The sequence below is a fragment of the Streptomyces sp. LX-29 genome, assembly GCF_029541745.1.
Classification (GTDB): Bacteria; Actinomycetota; Actinomycetes; order Streptomycetales; family Streptomycetaceae; genus Streptomyces.
Genome location: NZ_CP089746.1, coordinates 1,926,332 through 1,947,168 on the forward strand (window position 1 = coordinate 1,926,332; position 20,837 = coordinate 1,947,168).

General features: G+C 72.9%; 13 protein-coding genes. 2 read left to right on the top strand and 11 right to left on the bottom strand.

The features are described 5' to 3' along the window. Positions 1-172: 172 nt before the first annotated feature. Genes LRS74_RS08250 through abc-f form a run of 3 tightly spaced genes read right to left on the bottom strand, consistent with a single transcriptional unit; the run spans position 173 to position 3,409 of the window. Positions 173-1,063: an ADP-ribosylglycohydrolase family protein gene (locus LRS74_RS08250; protein ID WP_277740393.1), complete on the bottom strand. Its 891-nt coding sequence runs from the start codon at positions 1,061-1,063 to the stop codon at positions 173-175. Between the two features lie 27 nt (positions 1,064-1,090). Then, entirely contained in the window at positions 1,091-1,750 is a 660-nt protein-coding gene (locus LRS74_RS08255; protein WP_277740394.1) for a histidine phosphatase family protein, read from the bottom strand. Positions 1,751-1,759: 9 nt separating this feature from the next. Next, entirely contained in the window at positions 1,760-3,409 is a 1,650-nt protein-coding gene (gene abc-f / locus LRS74_RS08260; protein WP_277740395.1) for a ribosomal protection-like ABC-F family protein, read from the bottom strand. 132 nt (positions 3,410-3,541) lie between these two features. On the opposite strand from abc-f, the gene LRS74_RS08265 reads away from it, so the two are divergent. After that, a complete protein-coding gene (locus tag LRS74_RS08265) occupies positions 3,542-4,273 on the top strand; it encodes a TetR/AcrR family transcriptional regulator (RefSeq protein WP_277740396.1) in 732 nt (243 codons plus the stop codon). Positions 4,274-4,446: 173 nt separating this feature from the next. Here LRS74_RS08265 and LRS74_RS08270 read toward each other — a convergent pair whose 3' ends face one another. The 3 genes from LRS74_RS08270 to nrdR all read right to left on the bottom strand — a co-directional run bounded on the left by LRS74_RS08270 (position 4,447) and on the right by nrdR (position 8,940). Beyond that, complete coding sequence (locus LRS74_RS08270; protein WP_277740397.1) at positions 4,447-5,052, bottom strand: YdbC family protein; 606 nt, start codon at positions 5,050-5,052, stop codon at positions 4,447-4,449. Positions 5,053-5,382: 330 nt separating this feature from the next. Next, positions 5,383-8,289: a vitamin B12-dependent ribonucleotide reductase gene (locus tag LRS74_RS08275; protein WP_277740398.1), complete on the bottom strand. Its 2,907-nt coding sequence runs from the start codon at positions 8,287-8,289 to the stop codon at positions 5,383-5,385. A 114-nt stretch (positions 8,290-8,403) separates the two neighbouring features. After that, complete coding sequence (nrdR, locus tag LRS74_RS08280) at positions 8,404-8,940, bottom strand: transcriptional regulator NrdR (RefSeq protein ID WP_277740399.1); 537 nt, start codon at positions 8,938-8,940, stop codon at positions 8,404-8,406. 689 nt (positions 8,941-9,629) lie between these two features. On the opposite strand from nrdR, the gene lexA reads away from it, so the two are divergent. Next, positions 9,630-10,415, top strand: a complete 786-nt coding sequence (gene lexA, locus LRS74_RS08285) for a transcriptional repressor LexA (protein ID WP_144381977.1) — start codon at positions 9,630-9,632, stop codon at positions 10,413-10,415. A gap of 345 nt (positions 10,416-10,760) precedes the next feature. Here lexA and LRS74_RS08290 read toward each other — a convergent pair whose 3' ends face one another. The 5 genes from LRS74_RS08290 to LRS74_RS08310 all read right to left on the bottom strand — a co-directional run bounded on the left by LRS74_RS08290 (position 10,761) and on the right by LRS74_RS08310 (position 20,603). Continuing rightward, on the bottom strand, positions 10,761-12,764 hold the full coding sequence (locus tag LRS74_RS08290; RefSeq protein ID WP_277740400.1) for an ATP-dependent DNA helicase: 2,004 nt from the start codon (positions 12,762-12,764) through the stop codon (positions 10,761-10,763). Positions 12,765-12,802: 38 nt separating this feature from the next. Continuing rightward, positions 12,803-14,890, bottom strand: coding sequence for an IucA/IucC family siderophore biosynthesis protein (locus tag LRS74_RS08295; RefSeq protein ID WP_277744653.1), 2,088 nt, complete (start codon positions 14,888-14,890; stop codon positions 12,803-12,805). A 193-nt stretch (positions 14,891-15,083) separates the two neighbouring features. Continuing rightward, entirely contained in the window at positions 15,084-15,788 is a 705-nt protein-coding gene (locus LRS74_RS08300) for a GNAT family N-acetyltransferase (RefSeq protein WP_277740401.1), read from the bottom strand. Positions 15,789-15,889: 101 nt separating this feature from the next. Next, positions 15,890-18,175 (bottom strand): IucA/IucC family protein, encoded by a 2,286-nt coding sequence (locus tag LRS74_RS08305; protein WP_277744654.1) that lies wholly within the window; start codon positions 18,173-18,175, stop codon positions 15,890-15,892. A 949-nt stretch (positions 18,176-19,124) separates the two neighbouring features. Further along, entirely contained in the window at positions 19,125-20,603 is a 1,479-nt protein-coding gene (locus LRS74_RS08310) for a diaminobutyrate--2-oxoglutarate transaminase family protein (RefSeq protein ID WP_277740402.1), read from the bottom strand. Positions 20,604-20,837: the final 234 nt, after the last annotated feature.

Here is a 20,837-nt window from a genome sequence, read left to right on the forward strand (position 1 = left end):
AACTCCGAACGCCGAGAACGGAGATCACCACCCCGACGCGCGGAGGACGCCGGGGCGTGGCCGCTCCGGCCCGTCCGACGATCACCGCCCTGACGCCACGGAAGGCCGGCCGCGGGCGAAGCGCCCCACGGGTCGGGTCACGGGTGACCGGTCGCCGTCGCCGGTCGGCCGATCACCCCGCCGACGGGAGCCAGTCCGGAAGCGACTCGACGCTCTCCCACCAGGCGAGCGGCGGGGCGCCCGCCTCGCCGGCCGCGACCACACCGCCGACGATCGCGCACGTGGTGTCCACGTCGCCGCCCGCCTGGGCGGTGGTCCAGAACGCGTCCTCGAACGAGCCGAGGTGGCGGGCGGCCGCCCACAGGGCGAAGGGCACGGTGTCATGGGCGCTGGTGCGCCGGCCGCAGCCCAGGACCGCGGCGACCGTGCCCGTGTCCCCGTAGTCGAGCATGTCCCGGGCGCGACGCAGCCCGGCCTGCACGGCGCTGCGCGGCACCAGGGCGATCACCTCGTCCAACAGCGCCTCCGGGCCGGCGACGCCCTCCGGAGCCGCGGTCAGCGCCGCGGCGGCCGCGACCGCCATCGCCCCGGCCACCGCCTCCCGGTGCTGATGGGTGGTGTAGGCGGAGATCTCCGCCTGGTGTGTGGCCTGCTCCGCGTCGCCCGCGTACCAGGCGCCGAGGGGCGCGATGCGCATCGCGGCGCCGTTGCCCCACGAGCCCTGCCCCTTGAAGAGTCCGGCGGCCAGCTCCCGCCAGTCGTCGCCCTCCCTGATCAGCCGGAGCATCCGGTTCACCGCCGGGCCGTAGCCGCGGTCGAAGTCGTGGTGCTCGGCGAAGGAGCGGGCCAGTGCGTCCTGGTCGATCCGACCGTGGGCCGCGAGGACGGCCAGCACCGAGCACGCCATCTCGGTATCGTCCGTCCAACGCCATGGCGTGGGCGGCAGCTCACGGCGCGACAGTTTCGGGTAGTTGGCGGGCACGAAGAACTGGGAGCCGAGGGCATCCCCCACGGCGAGCCCCCGCAGACTGGCGAGGGCGCGGGTGAAACGGTCAGCGCTCATCGCTGCGAACTCTAACCCGGTGAAGCCCTAACCGGTGAGGTCATATGGCTCGGGCGTGCACCAGCGCTCGAAGGGACGGTCCAGCCGGTACCGCCCGTCGGCACCGAGCTGCAGCATGCGCATCTCGCCGTTTCCCGGGTTGGAGAGGCACTCGAACTCCGCGACGGTCCAGTGCAGCCATCGCATGCAGAACAGCCGCATGGTGAGACCGTGGGTGACCAGCAGGACGTTCGGCGGGTGTCCCGGGTCCTCGAAACTCCGCCACAGGCTCTCCAGGAAGGCACCCACCCGGTCGTAGACGTCGGCACCCGACTCCCCCTGGGCGAAGCGGTAGAAGAAGTGGCCGTAGGCGTCCCGGTACGCCTTCTGCCGTTGCACGTCCTCCCGGTCCTGCCAGTTCCCCCAGTCCTGCTCGCGCAGTCTGGGCTCCTCTCGCACCCGGGTACGGGAGGGGTCGAGGCGCAGCAACTGGAAGGTCTGGTGGGTGCGGCGGTACGGCGACACATAGGCGGAGACCGGCTCGTCCTCGAACAGCTCGCGCAGCCGCACGCCTGCCTCTCGTGCCTGCCTCCGGCCCCGCTCCGTCAGCCGTAGCGCGTGGTCGGGCACTCGTTCGTACACCGTGTCATCGACATTTCCCTCCGATTCTCCGTGCCGTACCAGGACGATGCGGTGGGGTCGCGCCATGCAGCCACCCTAGATCGCGGCTGCGGCCAGCGCCTCATCCCGGGCGCCGGTGACCGGCCTCCCGCCGCGTATCTCGCACACCCCGCCGGTGAAGCGATCGCGCAGCAGGCGGTCGTGCGAGACCACGACCAGGGCGCCGGTCCACCCTTCCAGGGCCCGCTCCAGGGCCTCCACCAGGTCGAGCGCCAGGTGGTTCGTCGGCTCGTCCAGCAGCAGCAGGTCCGCCGGGCGGGCCAGCAGCCGGGCCAGCGCCAGCCGGCGGCGCTGGCCCACGGACAGCGCACCCACCGGCACATGGAGGTCCCGCGGGCGGAACAGGCCGTAGGACAGCAGGAGTTCGGCCTGCTCCTCGGGGGCTCCCGGGAGGCCGCGGCCGAAGGCGGCCAGCAACCGCTCACGGGGGCTGGTGACGGGGATCTCCTGAGCCAGGTACCCGATCCGGCCGCGGCGCACCACGGTGCCCGCGTCGGGCGCCACCACCCCGGCCATGAGCCGCAGGAGGGTGGACTTCCCCGCGCCGTTGGCGCCGTGCACCAGCAGCCGCTCCCCGGCGGCGACGGTCAGGGAGTCGACCGTCAGCCGGTCGCCCACCCGCACCCCGTGGAGGCCGACGAGCACCCCGCCCGCCGTGCCCACGACCGGCCGGGCCGCGAACCGCAACGGCTCCGGCGGGCGGGGCACCGGCTCCTCCTTCAGTCGGCGCAGCCGCTCCTGGGCGTTGCGCACCCTGCTGGAGACCGAGGACTGCACCCGCCCCTTGTCCCGGTCGTACGCCATCTTGTTGCCGTCCTTGCGGGCCCGGCCGGGCGCCACCCGCTGGGCGGCGGTGGCGGCGCTCTCGGTCAGGGCGGCGACCTCGGCGCACCACTGGTCGTACTCCTGCTCCCAGCGGCGCCGCGCGGCGGCCTTCTCCGCGACGAAGCCCGCGTACCCCCCGCCGTACCGGACCAGGGTGCGGCGGTCGGCGTCCACCTCGACGATCGCGGTGGCGACCCGCTCCAGGAAGACACGATCGTGGGAGACGGCGAGGACCGTGCCCCGGTGAGACCGCAGGGCGTCTTCCAACCAGGTCAGCGCAGCGCCGTCGAGATGGTTGGTGGGCTCGTCCAGCAGCATGACCTCCGGCGCCGCGGCGATCAGACAGGCCAGGCCCAGTCGGGCCCGCTCGCCGCCGGAGAGGCCGCCCAGCGGCCGATGGCGACCGATGTGCGCCAGGCCCAGCCCGTGCAGGGCCTTGTCGACCCGCGCGTCGGCCTCGTAGCCGCCGCGCGCCTCGAACGCGGTGAGCAGTTCGCCGTATTCGGCCAGCGCGACAGCCGCGTCGTCGCCGTCGAGACGCTCCTCCAGCTCACGCAGCCCGCGCTCCATGGTCCGCAACTCGGCGAGGGCCGCGTCGACGGCGTCGCCGACGGTGTGGTCCGGGGACAGCTCCAGGGTCTGGCCGAGATGCCCCACGCCGCCGTCGGCCGCCGTCACCGCCACCCCCTCGTCCGGCCGCTCCAGCCCGGCCAGCAGCCGCAGCAGGGTGGACTTCCCCGCGCCGTTCTCACCCACGATCCCGATCCGCTCGCCGGGCCGCACCGAGAACGACACGCCCTCCAGGAGGAGCCGGTCGCCGCGGGACACGGTGACGCCACGCAAGGAGAGCTGAGTAGACATCTGAGCAGTCAAGGGCGACCTCCGGGAGGCTCGGAAACAGGACGGCGACGGCCGATCAGCCATCTAACGCAACCAGAGTGGCGTTACGATGATGGTGACACACCTCTCCTGCTAACGCAACTGGAGTTGCACTTGAATACGGAATCCCCCACCCCCGGTTCTCGGGCCGGACGCCGGCAGGGCGCCGCCACACCCGGCAGCGCCCCCGCGCCCACCGACACCCCCGCCCCGAACGCGCCTCAGCCGCCCGGCACCGTCCGCCCGGGCGGGCGCACGGCCCGGACCCGCGCCGCCGTCCGTGACGCCGTCCTCACCGGGCTCGCGGAAAACGGCTATCCCGGCCTGACCGTCGAGTACGTCGCCGAGCACTCCGGCGTCCACAAGACCACGCTCTACCGTCGCTGGGGCGGCGTGGAGGGGCTGGTCGCCGACGCCCTCGACCTGGCGGGCGAGGACAGCTGGATCCCGCCCGACACGGGGTCCCTCGAAGGCGATCTCCGCGCCCTGGCCCGGGAGGTGTACGACACCTTCTCCGACCCCGCGACCGCCGCCGCTCCCAGCGCGTTCATCGCCGCGGCGTTCCAGTCCGAGCGCGCCGCGGACGCGCTGCGCGGCTTCTACGCCGAGCGCTTCGCGCGCTGCGCCGACGTCGTCCGGCGCGCGGTGGAGCGCGGCGAGGCGCCGGCGGGCACCGACGCGGGCGCGGTCGTCCGGGCCGTCTCCGCACCGCTGTTCTTCCGGGCGCTGATCACCCGCGAACCGCTCGACGAGGCCCTCGGCGACCAGACCGCGGCGGCCGTCCACGCGGCCGTGCGCGCCGGGGCCTACACGGCGAGCGGCACCACGGGCGGTGCGACGGGATGACCGGGACGCCGCCCGGCGCGCGCAAGCGGCGCGCGGCGCGCCCCGGCCGCAGAGCGAGCCCCACGCGCGCCCCGCTCAGCCCGGCCCAGTCGGCCGCGTACCGACCGGGTACCGGCCGGGCTGCGCCCGGGGCACGAGCGGGCCGTCGGTCGGCCGGCGTACGTCCCGCGCGGTCAGACCGCCCAGGTGGACTCCAGCGCCACGACATCTCCGGCGATCGCCGCCACATCGGTCTCGGTCTGCGCGCGCAGCGCGAGCCGCTCGACCCGCTCCGTGCGGTACTTCCCGTGCTCGGCGGCCGAGTCCCACATGGACAACACCAGGAACTCGCTCCCCGGCGCCTCGCCGAAGATCCCGCGCAGCATCCCAGGCGAGCCCGCCATGGCCGGGTTCCACACCTTCTCCTGCACATGGGTGAAGTGCTCCACCCGGTCCTCGTGCACCCGACAGTGGGCGACCCGGGCCACATCCGCGTCACTGAACCGCGGCTGGAAGCCCACCTTCACATCAAACCTGCGCTCGAACAGTCTGACCTGGGCGTTCTTGAACGTCCCCGCCTGGCCCGCAGCCAGACGATCATGTGATCGCGCCATGAAGGAGTCGTAGAACGCGCGGCTCTCCCAGAAGCCGAATATGTGCGCCACGTCCGGGCGCCGGAAGCTCCAACCACCGCCCTGACCCCGGAACCCCGGTTCGCCGAGCAGCCCCGCCCACTTCCGCTGCCCGCGCTCGAACCCTCGACGGTCCACCACGGTGCAGCGAATCCACTTGACCAGCACCGCAATATCGTACGACTCCGAAGGTGGCGTGCATCACGTGCCAGGGACGAGAACCGCCCGCGCGCCGGCGCGCTACGGCGCGGGCTGGCACGATCGCCCCGAGCCGTACACGCGACGACCCCGGGGCGGGGAGCCGATGCCCTCGACTCCCCGCCCCGGGGTGAAGTGCGGCGCGCTCCCGGGCCTCTCGCTCACCGTCGGACGGCAGACCGCGTCGTCTCACCGTGTCGCCTCGGGCGCGACAACCAGACCGTGAACGCCAAGGGCGGTGGCGCCTGAAACGGCACCACCGCCCTGAACGGTCATGTCACCCGCGGGACGGGCCCGGCATCAGCTGCAGCCGCTGGTCGAGCCGCAGCCCTCGCAGATGTAACAGCTGCCGGCCCGCTGCATCTTGGTGCCGCAGGAGAAGCACAGCGGCGCGTCCGCGCTGATGCCCAGCTGCATCTCAACGAGCTCGGCCGAGGTGTGCGCCTGCTTCGGGGCCTCGACGACGGGGACCGGCGGGGCGGCGACGACGACGGGCTTCGGCGCCTCCGTCTGGCGCGGGGCGGACTGGGCCAGGCCCTCGACGTCCATGTCCTCGTCGATCGGCTCGTAGGAACCGGTCTCCAGGTGGCGCTGGCGCTCCTCCGCGGAGTGGATGCCCAGCGCCGAGCGGGTCTCGAAGGGCAGGAAGTCCAGCGCCAGGCGGCGGAAGATGTAGTCGACGATCGACTGCGCCATCCGCACGTCCGGGTCGTCGGTCATGCCGGCCGGCTCGAAGCGCATGTTGGTGAACTTCGAGACGTAGGTCTCCAGCGGCACGCCGTACTGGAGGCCGACCGAGACGGCGATCGAGAAGGCGTCCATCATGCCCGCGAGGGTCGAACCCTGCTTGGACATCTTCAGGAAGACCTCGCCGAGGCCGTCGTCCGGGTAGGAGTTGGCCGTCATGTAGCCCTCGGCGCCGCCGACCGTGAAGGAGGTGGTGATGCCGGGACGACCCTTCGGGAGGCGCTTGCGGACCGGGCGGTACTCGACGACCTTCTCGACGGCCGCGCGGATCGTCTCCTCGGTCTTCTCCGCGAGCTCGGCCTTCTCGTCCTTCTTCGCCTCGTCCTTCTTCTTGGCGGAGAGCGGCTGGCCGACCTTGCAGTTGTCGCGGTAGATCGCGAGCGCCTTGACGCCCATCTTCCACGCCTCGAAGTAGATCTCCTCGACCTCTTCGACGGTGGCGGACTCCGGCATGTTCACGGTCTTGGAGAGCGCGCCGGAGATCCACGGCTGGATCGCGGCCATCATGCGGACGTGGCCCATCGGGGAGATGGAGCGCTCGCCCATGGCGCAGTCGAAGACCTCGTAGTGCTCGGCCTTGAGACCCGGGGCGTCGATCACGTTGCCGTGCTCGGCGATGTGGGCGACGATCGCCTCGATCTGCTCCGGCTGGTAGCCGAGGCGGCGCAGCGCCTGCGGGACCGTGCCGTTGACGATCTGCATCGAGCCGCCGCCGACCAGCTTCTTGAACTTGACCAGGGCGAGGTCGGGCTCCAGGCCGGTGGTGTCGCAGGACATCGCCAGGCCGATGGTGCCGGTCGGGGCGATCACGGACGCCTGGGAGTTGCGGAAGCCGTTCTTCTCGCCGAGGCGGAGCACGTCCTGCCAGGCCTCGGTGGCCGCGGCCCAGATCGCGGTGTCCAGGTCGTCCATCCGCTGGGCGGTGGTGTTGGCGTCCGCGTGCTGCTTCATGACGCGCTGGTGCGGCTCGGCGTTCCGCTCGTAGCCGTCGTACGGGCCGACGACGGCGGCCAGCTCGGCGGAGCGCCGGTACGAGGTGGCGGTCATCAGCGAGGTGATGGCGCCGGCCAGGGCGCGGCCGCCCTCGCTGTCGTACGCGTGGCCGGTGGCCATCAGCAGCGCGCCGAGGTTGGCGTAGCCGATGCCCAGCTGGCGGAAGGCGCGCGTGTTCTCACCGATCTTCTGGGTGGGGAAGTCGGCGAAGCAGATGGAGATGTCCATCGCGGTGATGACCAGCTCGACGACCTTGGCGAAGCGCTCGGAGTCGAACGACTGGTTGCCCTCGCCGTCGTCCTTGAGGAACTTCATCAGGTTCAGCGAGGCGAGGTTGCACGAGGTGTTGTCCAGGTGCATGTACTCGCTGCACGGGTTCGACGCGGTGATCCGGCCGGACTCCGGGCAGGTGTGCCACCGGTTGATGGTGTCGTCGTACTGGATGCCGGGGTCGGCGCAGGCCCAGGCGGCCTCGGCCATCTTGCGGAAGAGCGACTTGGCGTCGACCTCCTCGATGACCTCGCCGGTGAGTCGGGCGCGCAGACCGAAGGTGCCGCCGTTCTCCACGGCCTTCATGAACTCGTCGTTCACGCGCACCGAGTTGTTGGCGTTCTGGTACTGGACGGACGTGATGTCGTCGCCGCCCAGGTCCATGTCGAAGCCCGCGTCGCGCAGCGCGCGGATCTTCTCCTCCTCCTTGACCTTGGTCTCGATGAAGTCCTCGATGTCGGGGTGGTCGACGTCGAGAACGACCATCTTGGCCGCCCGGCGGGTGGCTCCGCCGGACTTGATCGTTCCGGCGGAGGCGTCGGCGCCACGCATGAAGGAGACCGGGCCGGAGGCGTTGCCGCCGGAGGAGAGCAGCTCCTTGGAGGAGCGGATGCGGGAGAGGTTCAGGCCGGCGCCGGAGCCGCCCTTGAAGATCATCCCCTCTTCCTTGTACCAGTCGAGGATCGACTCCATGGAGTCGTCGACGGAGAGGATGAAGCAGGCGCTGACCTGCTGCGGCTGCGGGGTGCCGACGTTGAACCACACCGGCGAGTTGAAGCTGAAGATCTGGTGCAGGAGGGCGTAGGCGAGCTCGTGCTCGAAGATCTCCGCGTCGGCCGGGGAGGCGAAGTACCTGTAGTCCTCGCCGGCCTTCCGGTAGGTCTTCACGATGCGGTCGATGAGCTGCTTGAGGCCGGTCTCCCGCTGGGGGGTGCCGACCGCGCCGCGGAAGTACTTGCTCGTGACGATGTTGACCGCGTTCACCGACCAGAAGTCGGGGAACTCGACGCCACGCTGCTCGAAGTTGACCGAGCCGTCGCGCCAGTTGGTCATGACGACGTCACGGCACTCCCACGCCACCTCGTCGTACGGGTGCACGCCGGGGGTGGTGTGGATGCGCTCGATACGCAGACCCTTGGCAGCCTTGCTTCCCTTGGAACGGGAACCTCGCGCCGGGCCGCTCGCCGTCTCTGTCATTCCGCCTCCCTGATACGGGCAAAACGCCCTGATGTGCCAAATTCTTCCTTGGCACGGTGTTCTGTTCTGTCGCCCACGCGCACGGCGGCGCCCGGGCAGGTTCGTGGTCGTCGCTCAGTCGGCGACGACGGCAGGCGCGGAGGCCTGCACGGCTCCGCCACGCCCGGTGGCGGCGTCCGGCCCGCCCTCGGCGGGCGCGCGGAGCGGCTGCTGTTGGCGCAGCTCGGCGACGGCCGCCTCGAAGTCCTCCAGCGAGTCGAACGCCTGGTAGACGGAGGCGAACCGGAGGTACGCGACGAGGTCGAGCTCCTTGAGCGGGCCGAGTATCGCGAGCCCCACGTCGTGGGTGGACAGCTCGGCGCTACCGGTCGCGCGCACCGCCTCCTCGACCCGCTGGCCCAGCAGGGCGAGCGCGTCCTCGGTGACGGGGCGCCCCTGGCACGCCTTGCGCACCCCGGAGATGACCTTGGTGCGACTGAAGGGCTCGGTGACCCCGCTCCGCTTGATCACCATCAGAGACGCGGTCTCCACGGTGGTGAACCGCCGGGAGCAGTCCGGGCACTGGCGACGCCGGCGAATGGAGCAGCCGTCGTCGGTGGTGCGACTGTCGACGACTCGGCTGTCGGGGTGCCTGCAGAAGGGGCAGTGCATGGTTTCCCCACCCTTCTTCCACCCTCGGAAACGGCGTACGACCAGGTACGACTGACGGCCTCGACCGGCCCGTCGTGAGGGCCTCTCGAAGTAGCCACCAGCATAGGCGACCACCGAGGGGGTTCCGTACCAGGGACACAACCTGTGGTGGCGGACCCCAATCACACCACTAGATGTGGTGCCTGGTGCACTCTCCGCGCCGATCATGGCGCTGACGTGCCGAGGAGTCTCCGGCCGCGCGGACGCGCGGGGGAACGTTGGGGACGAGACTACGCGAAGCCACCCGGACGGCTGCCTTCGGGGCAGATGGGGAGGTCAGCCGCAGGGGCGATCGGGCGTCCGCCGCATGGCGGTGTCGCGCCGCGCCCCTCCCCCGGACGGGCTGCCGCCGCGCGGACGGTGGAGCGGTGGCCGGAGAGCCACCGGGAAGCACCCCGACGGAGCACTCCCGACGGCGGGCGCGAGGCGACGAAACGCGGCAGAGGCGGGCCCTCAAAGCGGGAATCGTGACCGAGAAGTGCCACACTGGTTGCCACTCCGAACCCGGATCCACGGTCCGCCCATACACCCGATCCCTTGATCGCGTCAGCCGATCCGCGAGATTTCACTCGAACGTGTGTTTGGCGCAACCTTTCGAAAGCAACTACCGTTGACCAACCAGGGAGAACATTTCGAGAGGGGCCGACGACGTGACCACCACCACAGACAGTGCCACCATCACCGCCCAGGACCGCTCCCAGAGTCGACTCGAACACGCGCACACGATGACGAGTGAAGCCACGAACCCCGAGGGCGCGAAGCCCACACGCTCGCTTCCCGGCCGCCCCCCAGGGATCCGGGCCGACAGTTCCGGGTTGACCGATCGACAGCGGCGGGTCATCGAAGTGATCCGCGACTCCGTGCAGCGCCGTGGCTACCCACCGTCCATGCGGGAGATCGGCCAGGCCGTGGGGCTGTCCAGCACCTCGTCGGTGGCGCACCAGCTGATGGCCCTGGAGCGCAAGGGCTTCCTCCGTCGGGACCCGCACCGCCCCCGCGCCTACGAGGTGCGTGGCTCGGACCAGCCCACCGCGCAGCCGGCGGACACCACCGGCAAGCCGGCCGCCTCCTATGTGCCGCTGGTCGGCCGGATCGCCGCCGGTGGCCCGATCCTGGCCGAGGAGTCGGTCGAGGACGTCTTCCCGCTCCCGCGGCAACTGGTCGGCGACGGCGAGCTGTTCGTCCTCAAGGTCGTCGGCGATTCCATGATCGAAGCCGCGATCTGCGACGGGGACTGGGTGACCGTCCGTCGTCAGCCCGTCGCCGAGAACGGTGACATCGTCGCCGCGATGCTCGACGGCGAGGCCACGGTGAAGCGCTTCAAGCGGGAAGACGGGCATGTGTGGCTGCTCCCGCACAATGCCGCCTACCAGCCCATCCCCGGCGATGAGGCGACCATCCTCGGCAAGGTGGTCGCGGTGCTCCGGCGGGTCTGAGGACACGCCTCACGACCGGGCCCCGGGACCACTGCGCCGGTTCCGGGGCCCAGCTCTCTTTCCCTGTCGTCTGGGGTGCGCGGGGCCCGCCGCCGGCTCGCCCGGCGCGCCAGCGCCACCGCACCACAGACGAGCGGCCACCGCGCGAGGCAAGCCGCCACCGCACCACGGACAAGCACCCACCGCGCCACGGACCAGCGGCCTGCGCGCCGACAGCCGGCGCTCCCAGGAGCCCAGCCGACGCTCCCCGGGGCCCGGGGTGGGCTGTCACCCTCCCGCCCCTCAGCTCAGCGCACTCCTCCGGCTCGTACGCCCCGTCTCCTCCGGCGCGTACGCCCGTCCGGTCTACATGCCCTCCGCGCGGGCGGCGGCGTCGATGGCGGCCAGGGAGCGGCGCACCTGGTTGCGGTCCGTCGTGTGCCAGAAGTCGGGCATCGAAGACCGCAGAAAGCCGCCGTAGCGGGCGCGCTCCAGCCGGGGGTCGAGCACCGCCACCACGCCGCGATCTCCCGTCGCCCGCACCAGGCGCCCGGCTCCCTGGGCCATCAACAGCGCGGCGTGCGTCGCAGCCACGGCCATGAAGCCGTTGCCCCCGCCCTCCTCGACCGACTTCTGCCGGGCGCTCATCAGCGGGTCGTCCGGGCGCGGGAACGGGATCCGGTCCATCACCACGAGCTGGCAGCTCGGGCCCGGCACATCCACGCCCTGCCACAGCGACAGGGTGCCGAAGAGACATGTGCGCGCGTCCGCCGCGAAGCCCCGGATGAGCTCGCCGAGGGTCTCCTCGCCCTGGAGCAGGATCGGCACGTCCAGCCGCCCGCGCAGTTCCTCCGCGGCCGCCTGGGCGGCGCGCATCGAGGAGAAGAGCCCCAGCGTGCGGCCGCCCGCGGCCTCCATCAGCTCGGCCAGCTCATCGATCATGTCCCCGCGGCTGCCCTCCCGGCCGGGCTGGGCCAGGTGCTTGGCGACGTAGAGGATCCCCTGCTTGCGATAGTCGAAGGGGGAGCCGACGTCGAGGCCCTTCCACACGGGACTCTCGGTGTCGGAGCCCTCGCCGCCGGACCCGCCCTTGGTGCTCGCGGCGCCCTCGGGGCCCAGGCCGAGCGAGGCCGCGACGCCGTTGAAGTCCCCGCCGAGCTTGAGGGTGGCCGAGGTGAGCACCACCGAGCGGTCCTCGAACAGCTTCTCGCGCAGCAGACCGGAGACCGACAGCGGGGCGACGCGCAGCGAGGCGCCGAAGCGGTCGTGGCGCTCGTACCAGACCACGTCGTACTCGGAGCCCTGCACGATGCGCTCGGCCACCGCCTGGATGTTCTCCACCGAGGCGAGGGCCTGCTTACGCACCGCGTCCTCGTCCTGGACCGACTTGTCGCGGGTGGCGCCCAGCGCCGAGATCACGTTCCGGGCGGCGTCCCGCAGCGACATCAGGGCGTACGCGAGGTCCTCCGGGATCTCCTCGAGGCGGCCCGGGAGGGCCAGCTCCATCAGCCGCTCGAAGGTCTCAGCCGCCGTCTGCAGGGCGTCTGCCTCCTTCTCGTTGACGAGCTTGGCGGAGCGCCGCACGGCACGGTTGACCTGGCCCGGCGTGAGCTCCCCGGTGGCCACCCCGGTCACCCGGGAGACCAGCTCATGGGCCTCGTCGACGATCAGCACCTCGTGGCTGGGCAGCACGGGGGCGCCCTCGATGGCGTCGATGGCGAGCAGGGCGTGGTTGGTGACCACGACGTCGGCGAGCTTGGCGCGCTCCCGCGCGGCCTCGGCGAAGCACTCGGCCCCGTAGGCGCACTTGGAGGCGCCGAGGCACTCGCGCGAGGTGACCGACACCTGCGACCAGGCCCGGTCGGAGACGCCGGGGGTCAGGTCGTCCCGGTCGCCGGTCTCCGTCTCGTCGGCCCAGTCCCGCATCCGCAGCAGATCCTGGCCCAGCTTGCTGGTGGGCGCAGCGGCCTCGAACGGGTCGAAGAGACCCTCTTCGTCGTCCTGGGGCACGCCCTCGTGCAGTCGGTGCAGACACAGGTAGTTCGAGCGGCCCTTGAGCATGGCGAAGTCCGGCCGGCGGCGCAGCAGCGGGTGCAGCGCGTCGACCGTCCGGGGCAGGTCGCGCTCGACGAGCTGCCGCTGGAGCGCGAGGGTGGCGGTGGCCACCACGACCCGCTCTCCGTGGGCCAGGGCGGGCACCAGATAGCCGAGCGACTTTCCGGTGCCGGTGCCGGCCTGGACGAGCAGATGGGCGTTGTCGTCGACGGCCTCGGCGACGGCTTCGGCCATGGTGACCTGACCGGGGCGCTCCGAGCCGCCCACGGCGGAGACGGCGGCGTGCAGGAGCTCGGGGAGGGAGGGCTTCGTCATAGCGCGTCCACCCTACGGCCCACCACTGACAACCGCGATCAGCCCTGGTGGAGCGGGTTGGGCACGGTGCCGTGCACCGCGGCGTGCGGGCGGGTCGGGCGGTCTCGGTAGCCGTCCAGGTGCAGTCGGTTGCGGTTCAGACACAGCCGCTCGATGCGCTCGGTGAGCAGGTCGAAGGTCTCGAAGCGCTCCTTGAGCTCGGGGAACCGCTCGTGGTGGCGGGTGATCTCGTCCCGCACCATGGCCCAGAAGTCCGCTTCGGGGATGCCCAGTTGTCCCTCACAGAGGGGGGCGAGGTAGCGGAAGACGCCGACGAAGAGCCCGGAGTGGATGAACTGGGTGAGGAAGCCGGGCGGCTCGGTGAGCAGCACGTCCCGTACCTCCTCCGGCATGGTGTCGTGCTCCGGGACCGGGACGGCGCTCACGTTGATGTCGTCGACGAAGTCCTTCACGGCCATCCGCGCGGGGACGTCGTTCCCGTCGAAGACGATGATGGTGTTCTCGCCGTGCGGGGAGAACACGGTGCCGTAGCGGTAGAGGAAGTGCAGCAGCGGTGGCAGCAGGGCCTTGAAGAGCAGCCGCAGCCAGTCCCGGGGCGGCATCCCGGAGCGCTCGACCAGCTCGGCCACGAAGGCGCGCCCTCGGGAGTCGGTGTGTAGCAGCGCCGCCAGGGTGCGGGCACGCTCGCCCGGGTCCAGATACCGGGCCACCGGCTCCCGCCAGATCGCCCCCAGGAGCTCCTTGTACTGGTACGGCGCCTCCGGCAGCCGGTCGTAGACCTCGTGACCGACCGCGACGGAGGCGACCTCGCCCAGCAGGATCACCCGACAGTCGTCGCGCAGGAACGCGTCGCTCTCGCACAGTCCGCGCACCCAGCCCGTGACCGCGGGCGCCGCCTTGGTCAGCCGGGTCGGCAGCCCCCGCCACACGAGCGTGTTGAGGATGGAGAGCGGGAGCTTCACACTGTGCCGCTCGGGCCGGCTCACGTTGAGGAAGGTGCGGATGGACTGCTGGGGCAGCCGCAGATCGCGGTCGGCGGGCGGCAGTGGAACGATGTCCTGGGCGGCGATGCCGGCCGCGAAGAGCGGCACGACGATCTCGTCCCACTGCCACGGATGGACCGGCAGGTAGAGGTAGTCCACCGGACACAGGCCACGGGCGTCCAGCGCGGCGGCGAACGCCTCGCGGACATCGTGGTCGAGCTCGTGTGCGTACAGCCGGTTCGGGTCGCCGAGCTCGGGGACGCCGCGATAGGTGGCGAGGCCGCGGCGGACCGCGATCCACGGCAGGGGACGCGGGCATCGGGCCTCGGGGGCCCAGTGCCGGGTGTCGCTGGCCGAGAACCCCATCCGCCCCTTGTTGAAGACGATCCAGGGGTGGCCGGTCTGGTGGCCTTCCAGCTCGGCGTAGTCGAGGTCGGCGAGCTCGGAGGCGGCGAGCGCGGTGTGGTCGAGGCGGGCGTCGGCGTTGAGCGTGGTGCCCAGCTCGCGGACGAGGTGCCCCAGGGTGGCGCCGTCGAGGCCGAGCAGACCGCGGGCCCGGATCAGGAACTCCATCGGGTTGACGGAGTCGGCCGTCGGCTTCGGGCCCGGCGGGACGTCCCACGCCACGCTCGCCTCGTCGACCCACCAGCTGCCGTACGCGCCGCGCCGGGCCAGGAAGGACAACGTCCCTCCCCCGGATTCGGCCCCTCCGTCCGCTCCTCCCCCGGCCGGGTCGGCGTCGTCGAGCCGGAGGACGTAGGGGACCGCCGCGGTGTGGCCGGCGGAGTGCCCGACCGCCGGGGCGGGCGCGGGGACCGAGGGCGGGGCGGACGGGACCGGGGCGGAGGGCACGGGGGCGGAGGAGCCGAGGGTGGCCGCGGAGCCGCCGAGGACGGGGGCGGAGGAAGGGCCGAGGGCGGGGGCTGAGGGGGTGGGAGCGGGCGCCTGGACACCGGACGCCGCGGCGCCGGACAGGCGTGCGGAAGCGCCGGGGGCGGCGGCCGGCACGGCGCCGGGGCCGGCCGCGGAGCGGGGAACGGGCTGGACGATCTCCTCGTAGGCGAACTCGGCGATCATCTTGGCGAGCAGCCGTCGGGCGACTCGCTGCCAGGTGGCGCGGTTCAGCTCCGAGGGGAGTCGCAGGGGCTCGGCTTCGGCGAAGTCGGCGATGCCCTCGGAGTCGTCGCTGGCATCGGTGACGGGCGGCTTCGGCACGGACAGGACTCCCTGTGCGGTATCGGAAACGGCGGGCGCGGGTGTAACGAGCACGGCGGGTCAGGCGTGTAGAGAGTGAGGGACGCGGGACCGAGCGCGGAGCGGATCATGACAGCGGCCCTCACATCAGATGCCGGAGGGCTCGGTCGCGCAGCATCAGCGCCGCACGCTTGTCCGGGAGGTCGAGCTCGGCCGAGAAACGGAAGCCGGCGCTGAGAAAGGCGACGATGGAGGGGGTGTTGCGTAGGTCGGGTTCTGCGATGACGCGCGCACACGCGGGTCGGTGGTCGAGCGCGAGATCGGCCGCAGCGCGCAGCAGCGTCCTGCCGAGGCCGTGACCGCGGTCGGACACACTGCCGATGAGGAGATGGAGCCCGGTGTCGTGCGGCCGGGCCGGATAGTGCCGCGCCAACGGGTCGAGGTCGGCGCGGTAGACCTCCCAATAGCTCATCGGCACGCCCTTCAGGACACCCAGGCAGGGCACGCTGCGGCCATCGCCGTCGAGTTGGCCGCGCAGGTGCTTCTCGGTGGTCTCCTCCGGCCCGGCGAGGTCCCAGAAGGCGGCGACGGCCGGATCGTTCATCCAGCGGGCGATGAGCGGCAGGTCGCGGGAGACCTTGACCGGCACCAGTTGGAAGGCGCCCACCGGAGTGTCGGTGGGCCCCCACCCCGCGAGGTGGTCGAGGAGGTCCGGCCGGGCGTCGTCGACGGGCCGTACGGCGAGCCGCTCCTCGCCGAGCCGGTCGGCCCGGTCGTCGGCCAACCTCAGGTCGAGGGTGTCGTCGGTGCTGGAGGTCGTACGGGCGGTGGAGTCGGCCGGCTGCACGGCGACGGTCTCCTCTCGTGGGTTCGCGCGGGCGCGAGGGTCCGGGCGGTTGTCGGGGGCTGGGAGTACGGAGGGAACCGGTTCGATGCGCGGCGCGGACGTCATGCCGTGCCGCTGACAAGGGGGTTGGCGATGGTGACGTAGACGGACTGGGTGTCGACGGGGCCGACGAGCTCGTCGAGGCCGCGCAGTCTGGTCAACATGTTCGCCTTGCAGCGCAGGACGGGGGTCTCCAGAAGGCGGGCCGGGAGCGTGGAGCGGAGCGCGGCGGGTCCGGTGGCGGCCTCGCCGAGGAAGCGGCGGAAGGCGGCGAGCAGGACGCGTTCGTCCGCCAGCCGCTGGGAGCCGAACGCACCCACCAGGCCGAGCACGTTGTTCACCCCCAGGTAGTAGGTGAACCGCTCGTCGGCGACCTCGTCGGACACGAAGGTGTCGCTGTCCCGGCCGATGCCGGGGAGCCTCCGGTCGAGTTCGGCACGGTGTGACTCGCGGAAGTAGTAACCCTGGTTGTCGCGGTAGCGGCCGCCCGCCGGCCACCCCTCGGGGTCCAGCAACACCAGCGTGTTCTGCTGGTGGGCTTCGAGGGCGACCCCGGCCTCGCCGTCCAGCCACAGCACGGGCCGTACGACGGCGTGGAGGTAGCGCAGGAACCACTCCGCGGAGACCGCGCCGAGGGGTCGACCGGTGCGGGCGGCGAGCCGGGCGACGATCGAGGCGAGCCGGGAGTACGGCGCCGGCTGGCCCGGCCACGGCCGCGGCGCGGTCAGCCCGGCGACGCACACCGCGTCGTCGGTGGGTCCGAACGGGTTGTGCCGGATGACGACGTCGAGGCCGGTGAGCGGGGCGCCGTCCGCCCCGTCGGCGCCGAGCCAGGCCGGGTCGCGCACGATGTCGAAGCCGGAGGGGCCGGACACGCCGGACGACCCCGGACCACCGGTCGGTCCCGGGCAGGCCGCCCGCCACTGCTCGGCGACGCCGCTGCGCAGCAGTCGGTGGACCTCGACGCCCCGGCGTAGTTCCTTACGGAGGTTCTCACGACGGGAGTTGGTGATGCGCACGCCCAGTGACAGCTTCAACATGGCCGGGGCGTCCGGCCGGTACACGGTACGAACCGAGGAGGTGGGGTGCCAGAACGGGCCGCCCTGACCGATGTCACGCAGCAGTCCGTCAGCGAACAGCGCGGCGATCGCGGGGCGGTGCCGGATCTCCCGCGCCTGCCAGGGATGCAGGGGTAGCGGCACCGCACCGCTCGGCAGCCCTTCGGAGAGGATCGCACCCGCCAGCCGGGCGGCGAGCCGCTCCGCCGGTACGGTGCGCCCGCGCTGGGTCCATGCCGAGTCGGCGGCGAGCAGGGAGCGATCGACGGCGATCCAGTGCAGCGGGAAGCTGCCGCGCAGCTCGGGTGAGTAGTGCCGCGCCTCCGCTTCGGAGAGCCCTTCCCGGCTCTTGGGGGTGGGGTGCAGCGGGTGGCCCAGGATCAGCGCCTGTTCGGAGTTGAGGAAGGAGCCGAGTTCGGGCGGGTCGGCCGGCGCGGCCCGCCGTTCCTTCAGAAACAGGGCGGTCCGCTGGATCGAGTCCGCGACCCTGCCGACGAGTTCAGCGGCCTCTCCAACAGGTGCGGGACCGCCGTGGGGCTCGGGGTGCTCGGGGGCGGCCCCGACGGCACCACGGTCCCCCGCGGCTTCGCGCTCTCCCGTGACCTCGCGGCTCATCGCGCCTTCGGTGTTCCCCGTGGCTTCGCGGCACTTCGCGGCTTCGGTGTTTCCCGTGACCTCGCGGCTCATCGCGCCTTCGGTGTTCCCCCTGGCGTCGCGGCACTTCGCGGCTTCGGGCTCCCCCGCGACGTCGTGACACTTCGCGGCTTCGGGGTGCCGCTCGGCTCCAGGGGGCGCCTCGACGGGCACGGTGGGCGCTGCCGCGGCGCGCGTCGACGGTACGAGCGGCTCAGCGGACGGTCCGGCCGCATCGGGCGACGGCGCGCCCGCCCCGAGGGGCGGAGGGGCGGACTCGGCGACTCCGCTGCCCCCACCGGCCGCGCCGGCCCCGGCGGCGAGGTCGTCCCCACCGGCCGCGCCGACCCCGGCGGTGTACGCGGCCTCTCGGCCGAGCAGGGCGGCGAGGGTGATGGCGTCGACGGGCGGGGCGTTCTCGGGGGCGTGCTCCAGAGCGGCCCGGCCGAAGAGGTGCGCGCCGGTCGGCGACCAGTAGCGCACCAGAACCCGCACCGCACCGCCGCCGGCGGCGAGGGGGATCCGCAGGACGTCCGTCTCCGGTCGGGCGAGCCCCGTCTCGCGCACCCAGCAGCGAAGGAGGTTCTCCACCGCGGCCGCGTCCGCCGCGACCCGTGGATCGGGGTGCCCGAGCGGCTCCGGGTGGCGGCCGGGCACGCCGCCCTTCGGGGTCTGGGCGCCACCGCCGGCCTGGTGATCGTCGAGCGCGCGGCGGTTCTGCCGCGGCACCGTCGGCGTGGCCTCCCTGGACGAGGTCGCCCCAGGCGCCGCCCCCGGCGGTGTGGCCGGGCCCGGGACGTACGGACCGGAGAGGCCCGGCGCGTGGGAGGCGCCGGGCGGGAAGGGGGTGTTGGGCTCTCCGGTCGGGGGCGCCGCGGCGGGCCGAGTCTCGGGTTCCGCCGCGGCCCGCCACGCGGTCGACGGGGCAGGGCGCGTGGTGCGGGGAATCACCACGGGCCCCAGGGCCTCCGGAACGGCGGGCTCCGCGGCACCCCGATGCGCGTCCGTCGGAGCGGGCCGGGCGGCGTGGGGAATCACCACGGGCTCCGAGACCTCTGGAACGGGCGGGGTCGGGGCTGGGCAGTCGGCCTCGGGGGTGTGCAGCATGTCGTCTGTGGCGCACACCTCGCGACACTCACGCCGTGAACCGGGCGCCTCCCTCCTTCCACGGTGTGGGGGTGAACGGGCGGCCGTACGACGGCGCGCGCCCGTACGACGGTGAGCGGGCCCCCGGCGGCGGTCGGGCACCCCGCGGCGGTCGGGCACCCGGCCGCGGGCCGACGCACGAGGCCCGGCGGAGCCGGGGCGGCCCGCCGCGGTCCCCCGGCGGCCGGCCCCATCGCGCCGGCCGCGGGCGCGACCACACGCGCGGGCCGGACGGCAGCCGGGCGTGCGGCGAGGCGGCGGCCAGAGACGGCACGGGTCGCCCACCCGCGCAGGGCCACGACGGCCGAGCACGGGCGCGGGGGCATCCCACGGGCCAGGCCGCACCCGGGGACGCGGCGACGCACCGCCAGGGACCCGGCCGGCACCGCCAAGGCCCCGGCCGCCTGACGGATCCGGCGGAGGGCGTTGGGCGTGCGGCCGCGAGGGGCCGTCGGTGGGGTCACCGGGCGGGGCCCGGAAGCGGCGGGGCGAGCGGGGCGTGGGCGCGGGCGGCGTAGGACCGTTCGACCGCCTCGAGGGCGTCGGCCAGCCGGTCGAGGACCGCTTCGGCCTGCTCGTCGGTGAGGGTCAGCGGCGGCAGCAGCCGGACCACGCTGGAGTGCCGGCCGCCCAGCTCGACGATGAGGCCCCGGCCCAGGCACTCCTGTCGGACCGCGGCCGCGAGCGAGGGCGCGGGAGCGAGGGCGGAGGTCGGCGTGATCGCGGAGGTGGGACCGGGGGCGTGGGCCGGGGCGGCGGAGCCGGGGGCGAGGGCGGGCTCGATCGGTGCGGCGGCGCCCTCGGGGTCGACGAGCTCCAGGCCGAGCATGAGGCCCCGACCGCGGACGTCGCCGACGCAGGGGTGTCGGCGGGCCAGTTCGCGCAGCCGGGCCAGGATGCGGGCGCCGAGCGTGGCGGCCCGCTCGGCCAGCGCGTTCTCGCGGACGAAGGCGAGGGTGGCGGCGCCGGCGGCCATGGCGAGCTGGTTGCCGCGGAAGGTGCCCGCGTGGGCGCCCGGCGACCAGACGTCGAGGTCGTCGCGGTAGACGACGACGGCCAGCGGAAGGCTGCCGCCGATGGCTTTGGAGAGCACCATCACATCGGGGACGACGCCGCTGTGTTCCACGGCCCAGAAGGCGCCGGTGCGGCCGACGCCGGTCTGCACCTCGTCGGCGATGAGGGGGATCCCGCGCGCCGTGGTGATCTCCCGCATCCGGCGCAGCCAGCCGTCCGGGGCCGGGATGACACCGCCCTCGCCCTGCACCGGTTCGAGGATCATGCCGGCCGGGGCGGGCACGCCGCCCTTGTCGTCGTCGAGCACGCTCTCGGTCCACCGGGCCGCGAGCTCCGCGCCGCGATCCCCGCCGACCCCGAACGGGCAGCGGTAGTCGTACGGGAAGGGCAGTCGGGTCACGCTCACCGCGCGGGCGCCGCCGGACGCGGCCAGCGCTCCGGTCGTCATGCCGTGGTAGGCCCCGGTGAAGGCCAGCAACCCGTCGCGCCCGGTGGCGGTCCGCACCAGGGTGAGCGCCGCCTCGACGGCGTCGGTGCCGGCCGGGCCGCAGAACTGCACCCGTCCCCGCTCGGCGAGTTGGGGCGGGAGAGTGGCGAACAGCTCGTCCAGGAAGGCGTCCTTGACCGGCGTGGCGAGGTCCAGGACGTGCAGGGGAGCACCGGAGTCGAGCACGGAGCGGATGGCCTCCAGCACCACCGGGTGGTTGTGGCCGAGGGCCAACGTGCCGGCGCCGGAGAGACAGTCCAGATAGCGACGGCCGTCGGCACCCTCGATCGTCAGTCCCCGGGCCCGCACCGGGACGATGGGCAGCGAGCGGGCGTAGGTGCGGGCCGCCGACTCGCGCAGCGACTGGCGTCGCAGAATGCTCTGGATGCGTTCGTCCGCCGCGCACTGCGCCGTCGGCGGGAGCTCGGTCACGGCCATGGGAGTCGGCCCTCCTGCTGCGGACTGCGTGCGAGCGCACGCCGGTCGACGGTCCCCCGTACGTACCAACGACGCGCACAGCGGCAGATCACGGGCAAAAGGAAGATCCTTCTCCGTGGGAACCGGGGACCCGGGTACCGCCGTCGTAGGCGGCACCGGCATAGTGGGGGCTGCCGTCCCCGCCGAGTCGGAGACATGACAAATTCAGATCGAGTGCAGACCTGGTGTGGGCCC

Bases quoted from the DNA above. Each gene is read 5' to 3' on its own strand.
- LRS74_RS08275 (WP_277740398.1), bottom strand. From the start codon at position 8,289: ATGACAGAGACGGCGAGCGGCCCGGCGCGAGGTTCCCGTTCCAAGGGA.
- nrdR (WP_277740399.1), bottom strand. From the start codon at position 8,940: ATGCACTGCCCCTTCTGCAGGCACCCCGACAGCCGAGTCGTCGACAGT.
- LRS74_RS08255 (WP_277740394.1), bottom strand. From the start codon at position 1,750: ATGGCGCGACCCCACCGCATCGTCCTGGTACGGCACGGAGAATCGGAG.
- LRS74_RS08310 (WP_277740402.1), bottom strand. From the start codon at position 20,603: ATGGCCGTGACCGAGCTCCCGCCGACGGCGCAGTGCGCGGCGGACGAA.
- LRS74_RS08290 (WP_277740400.1), bottom strand. From the start codon at position 12,764: ATGACGAAGCCCTCCCTCCCCGAGCTCCTGCACGCCGCCGTCTCCGCC.
- LRS74_RS08250 (WP_277740393.1), bottom strand. From the start codon at position 1,063: ATGAGCGCTGACCGTTTCACCCGCGCCCTCGCCAGTCTGCGGGGGCTC.
- abc-f (WP_277740395.1), bottom strand. From the start codon at position 3,409: ATGTCTACTCAGCTCTCCTTGCGTGGCGTCACCGTGTCCCGCGGCGAC.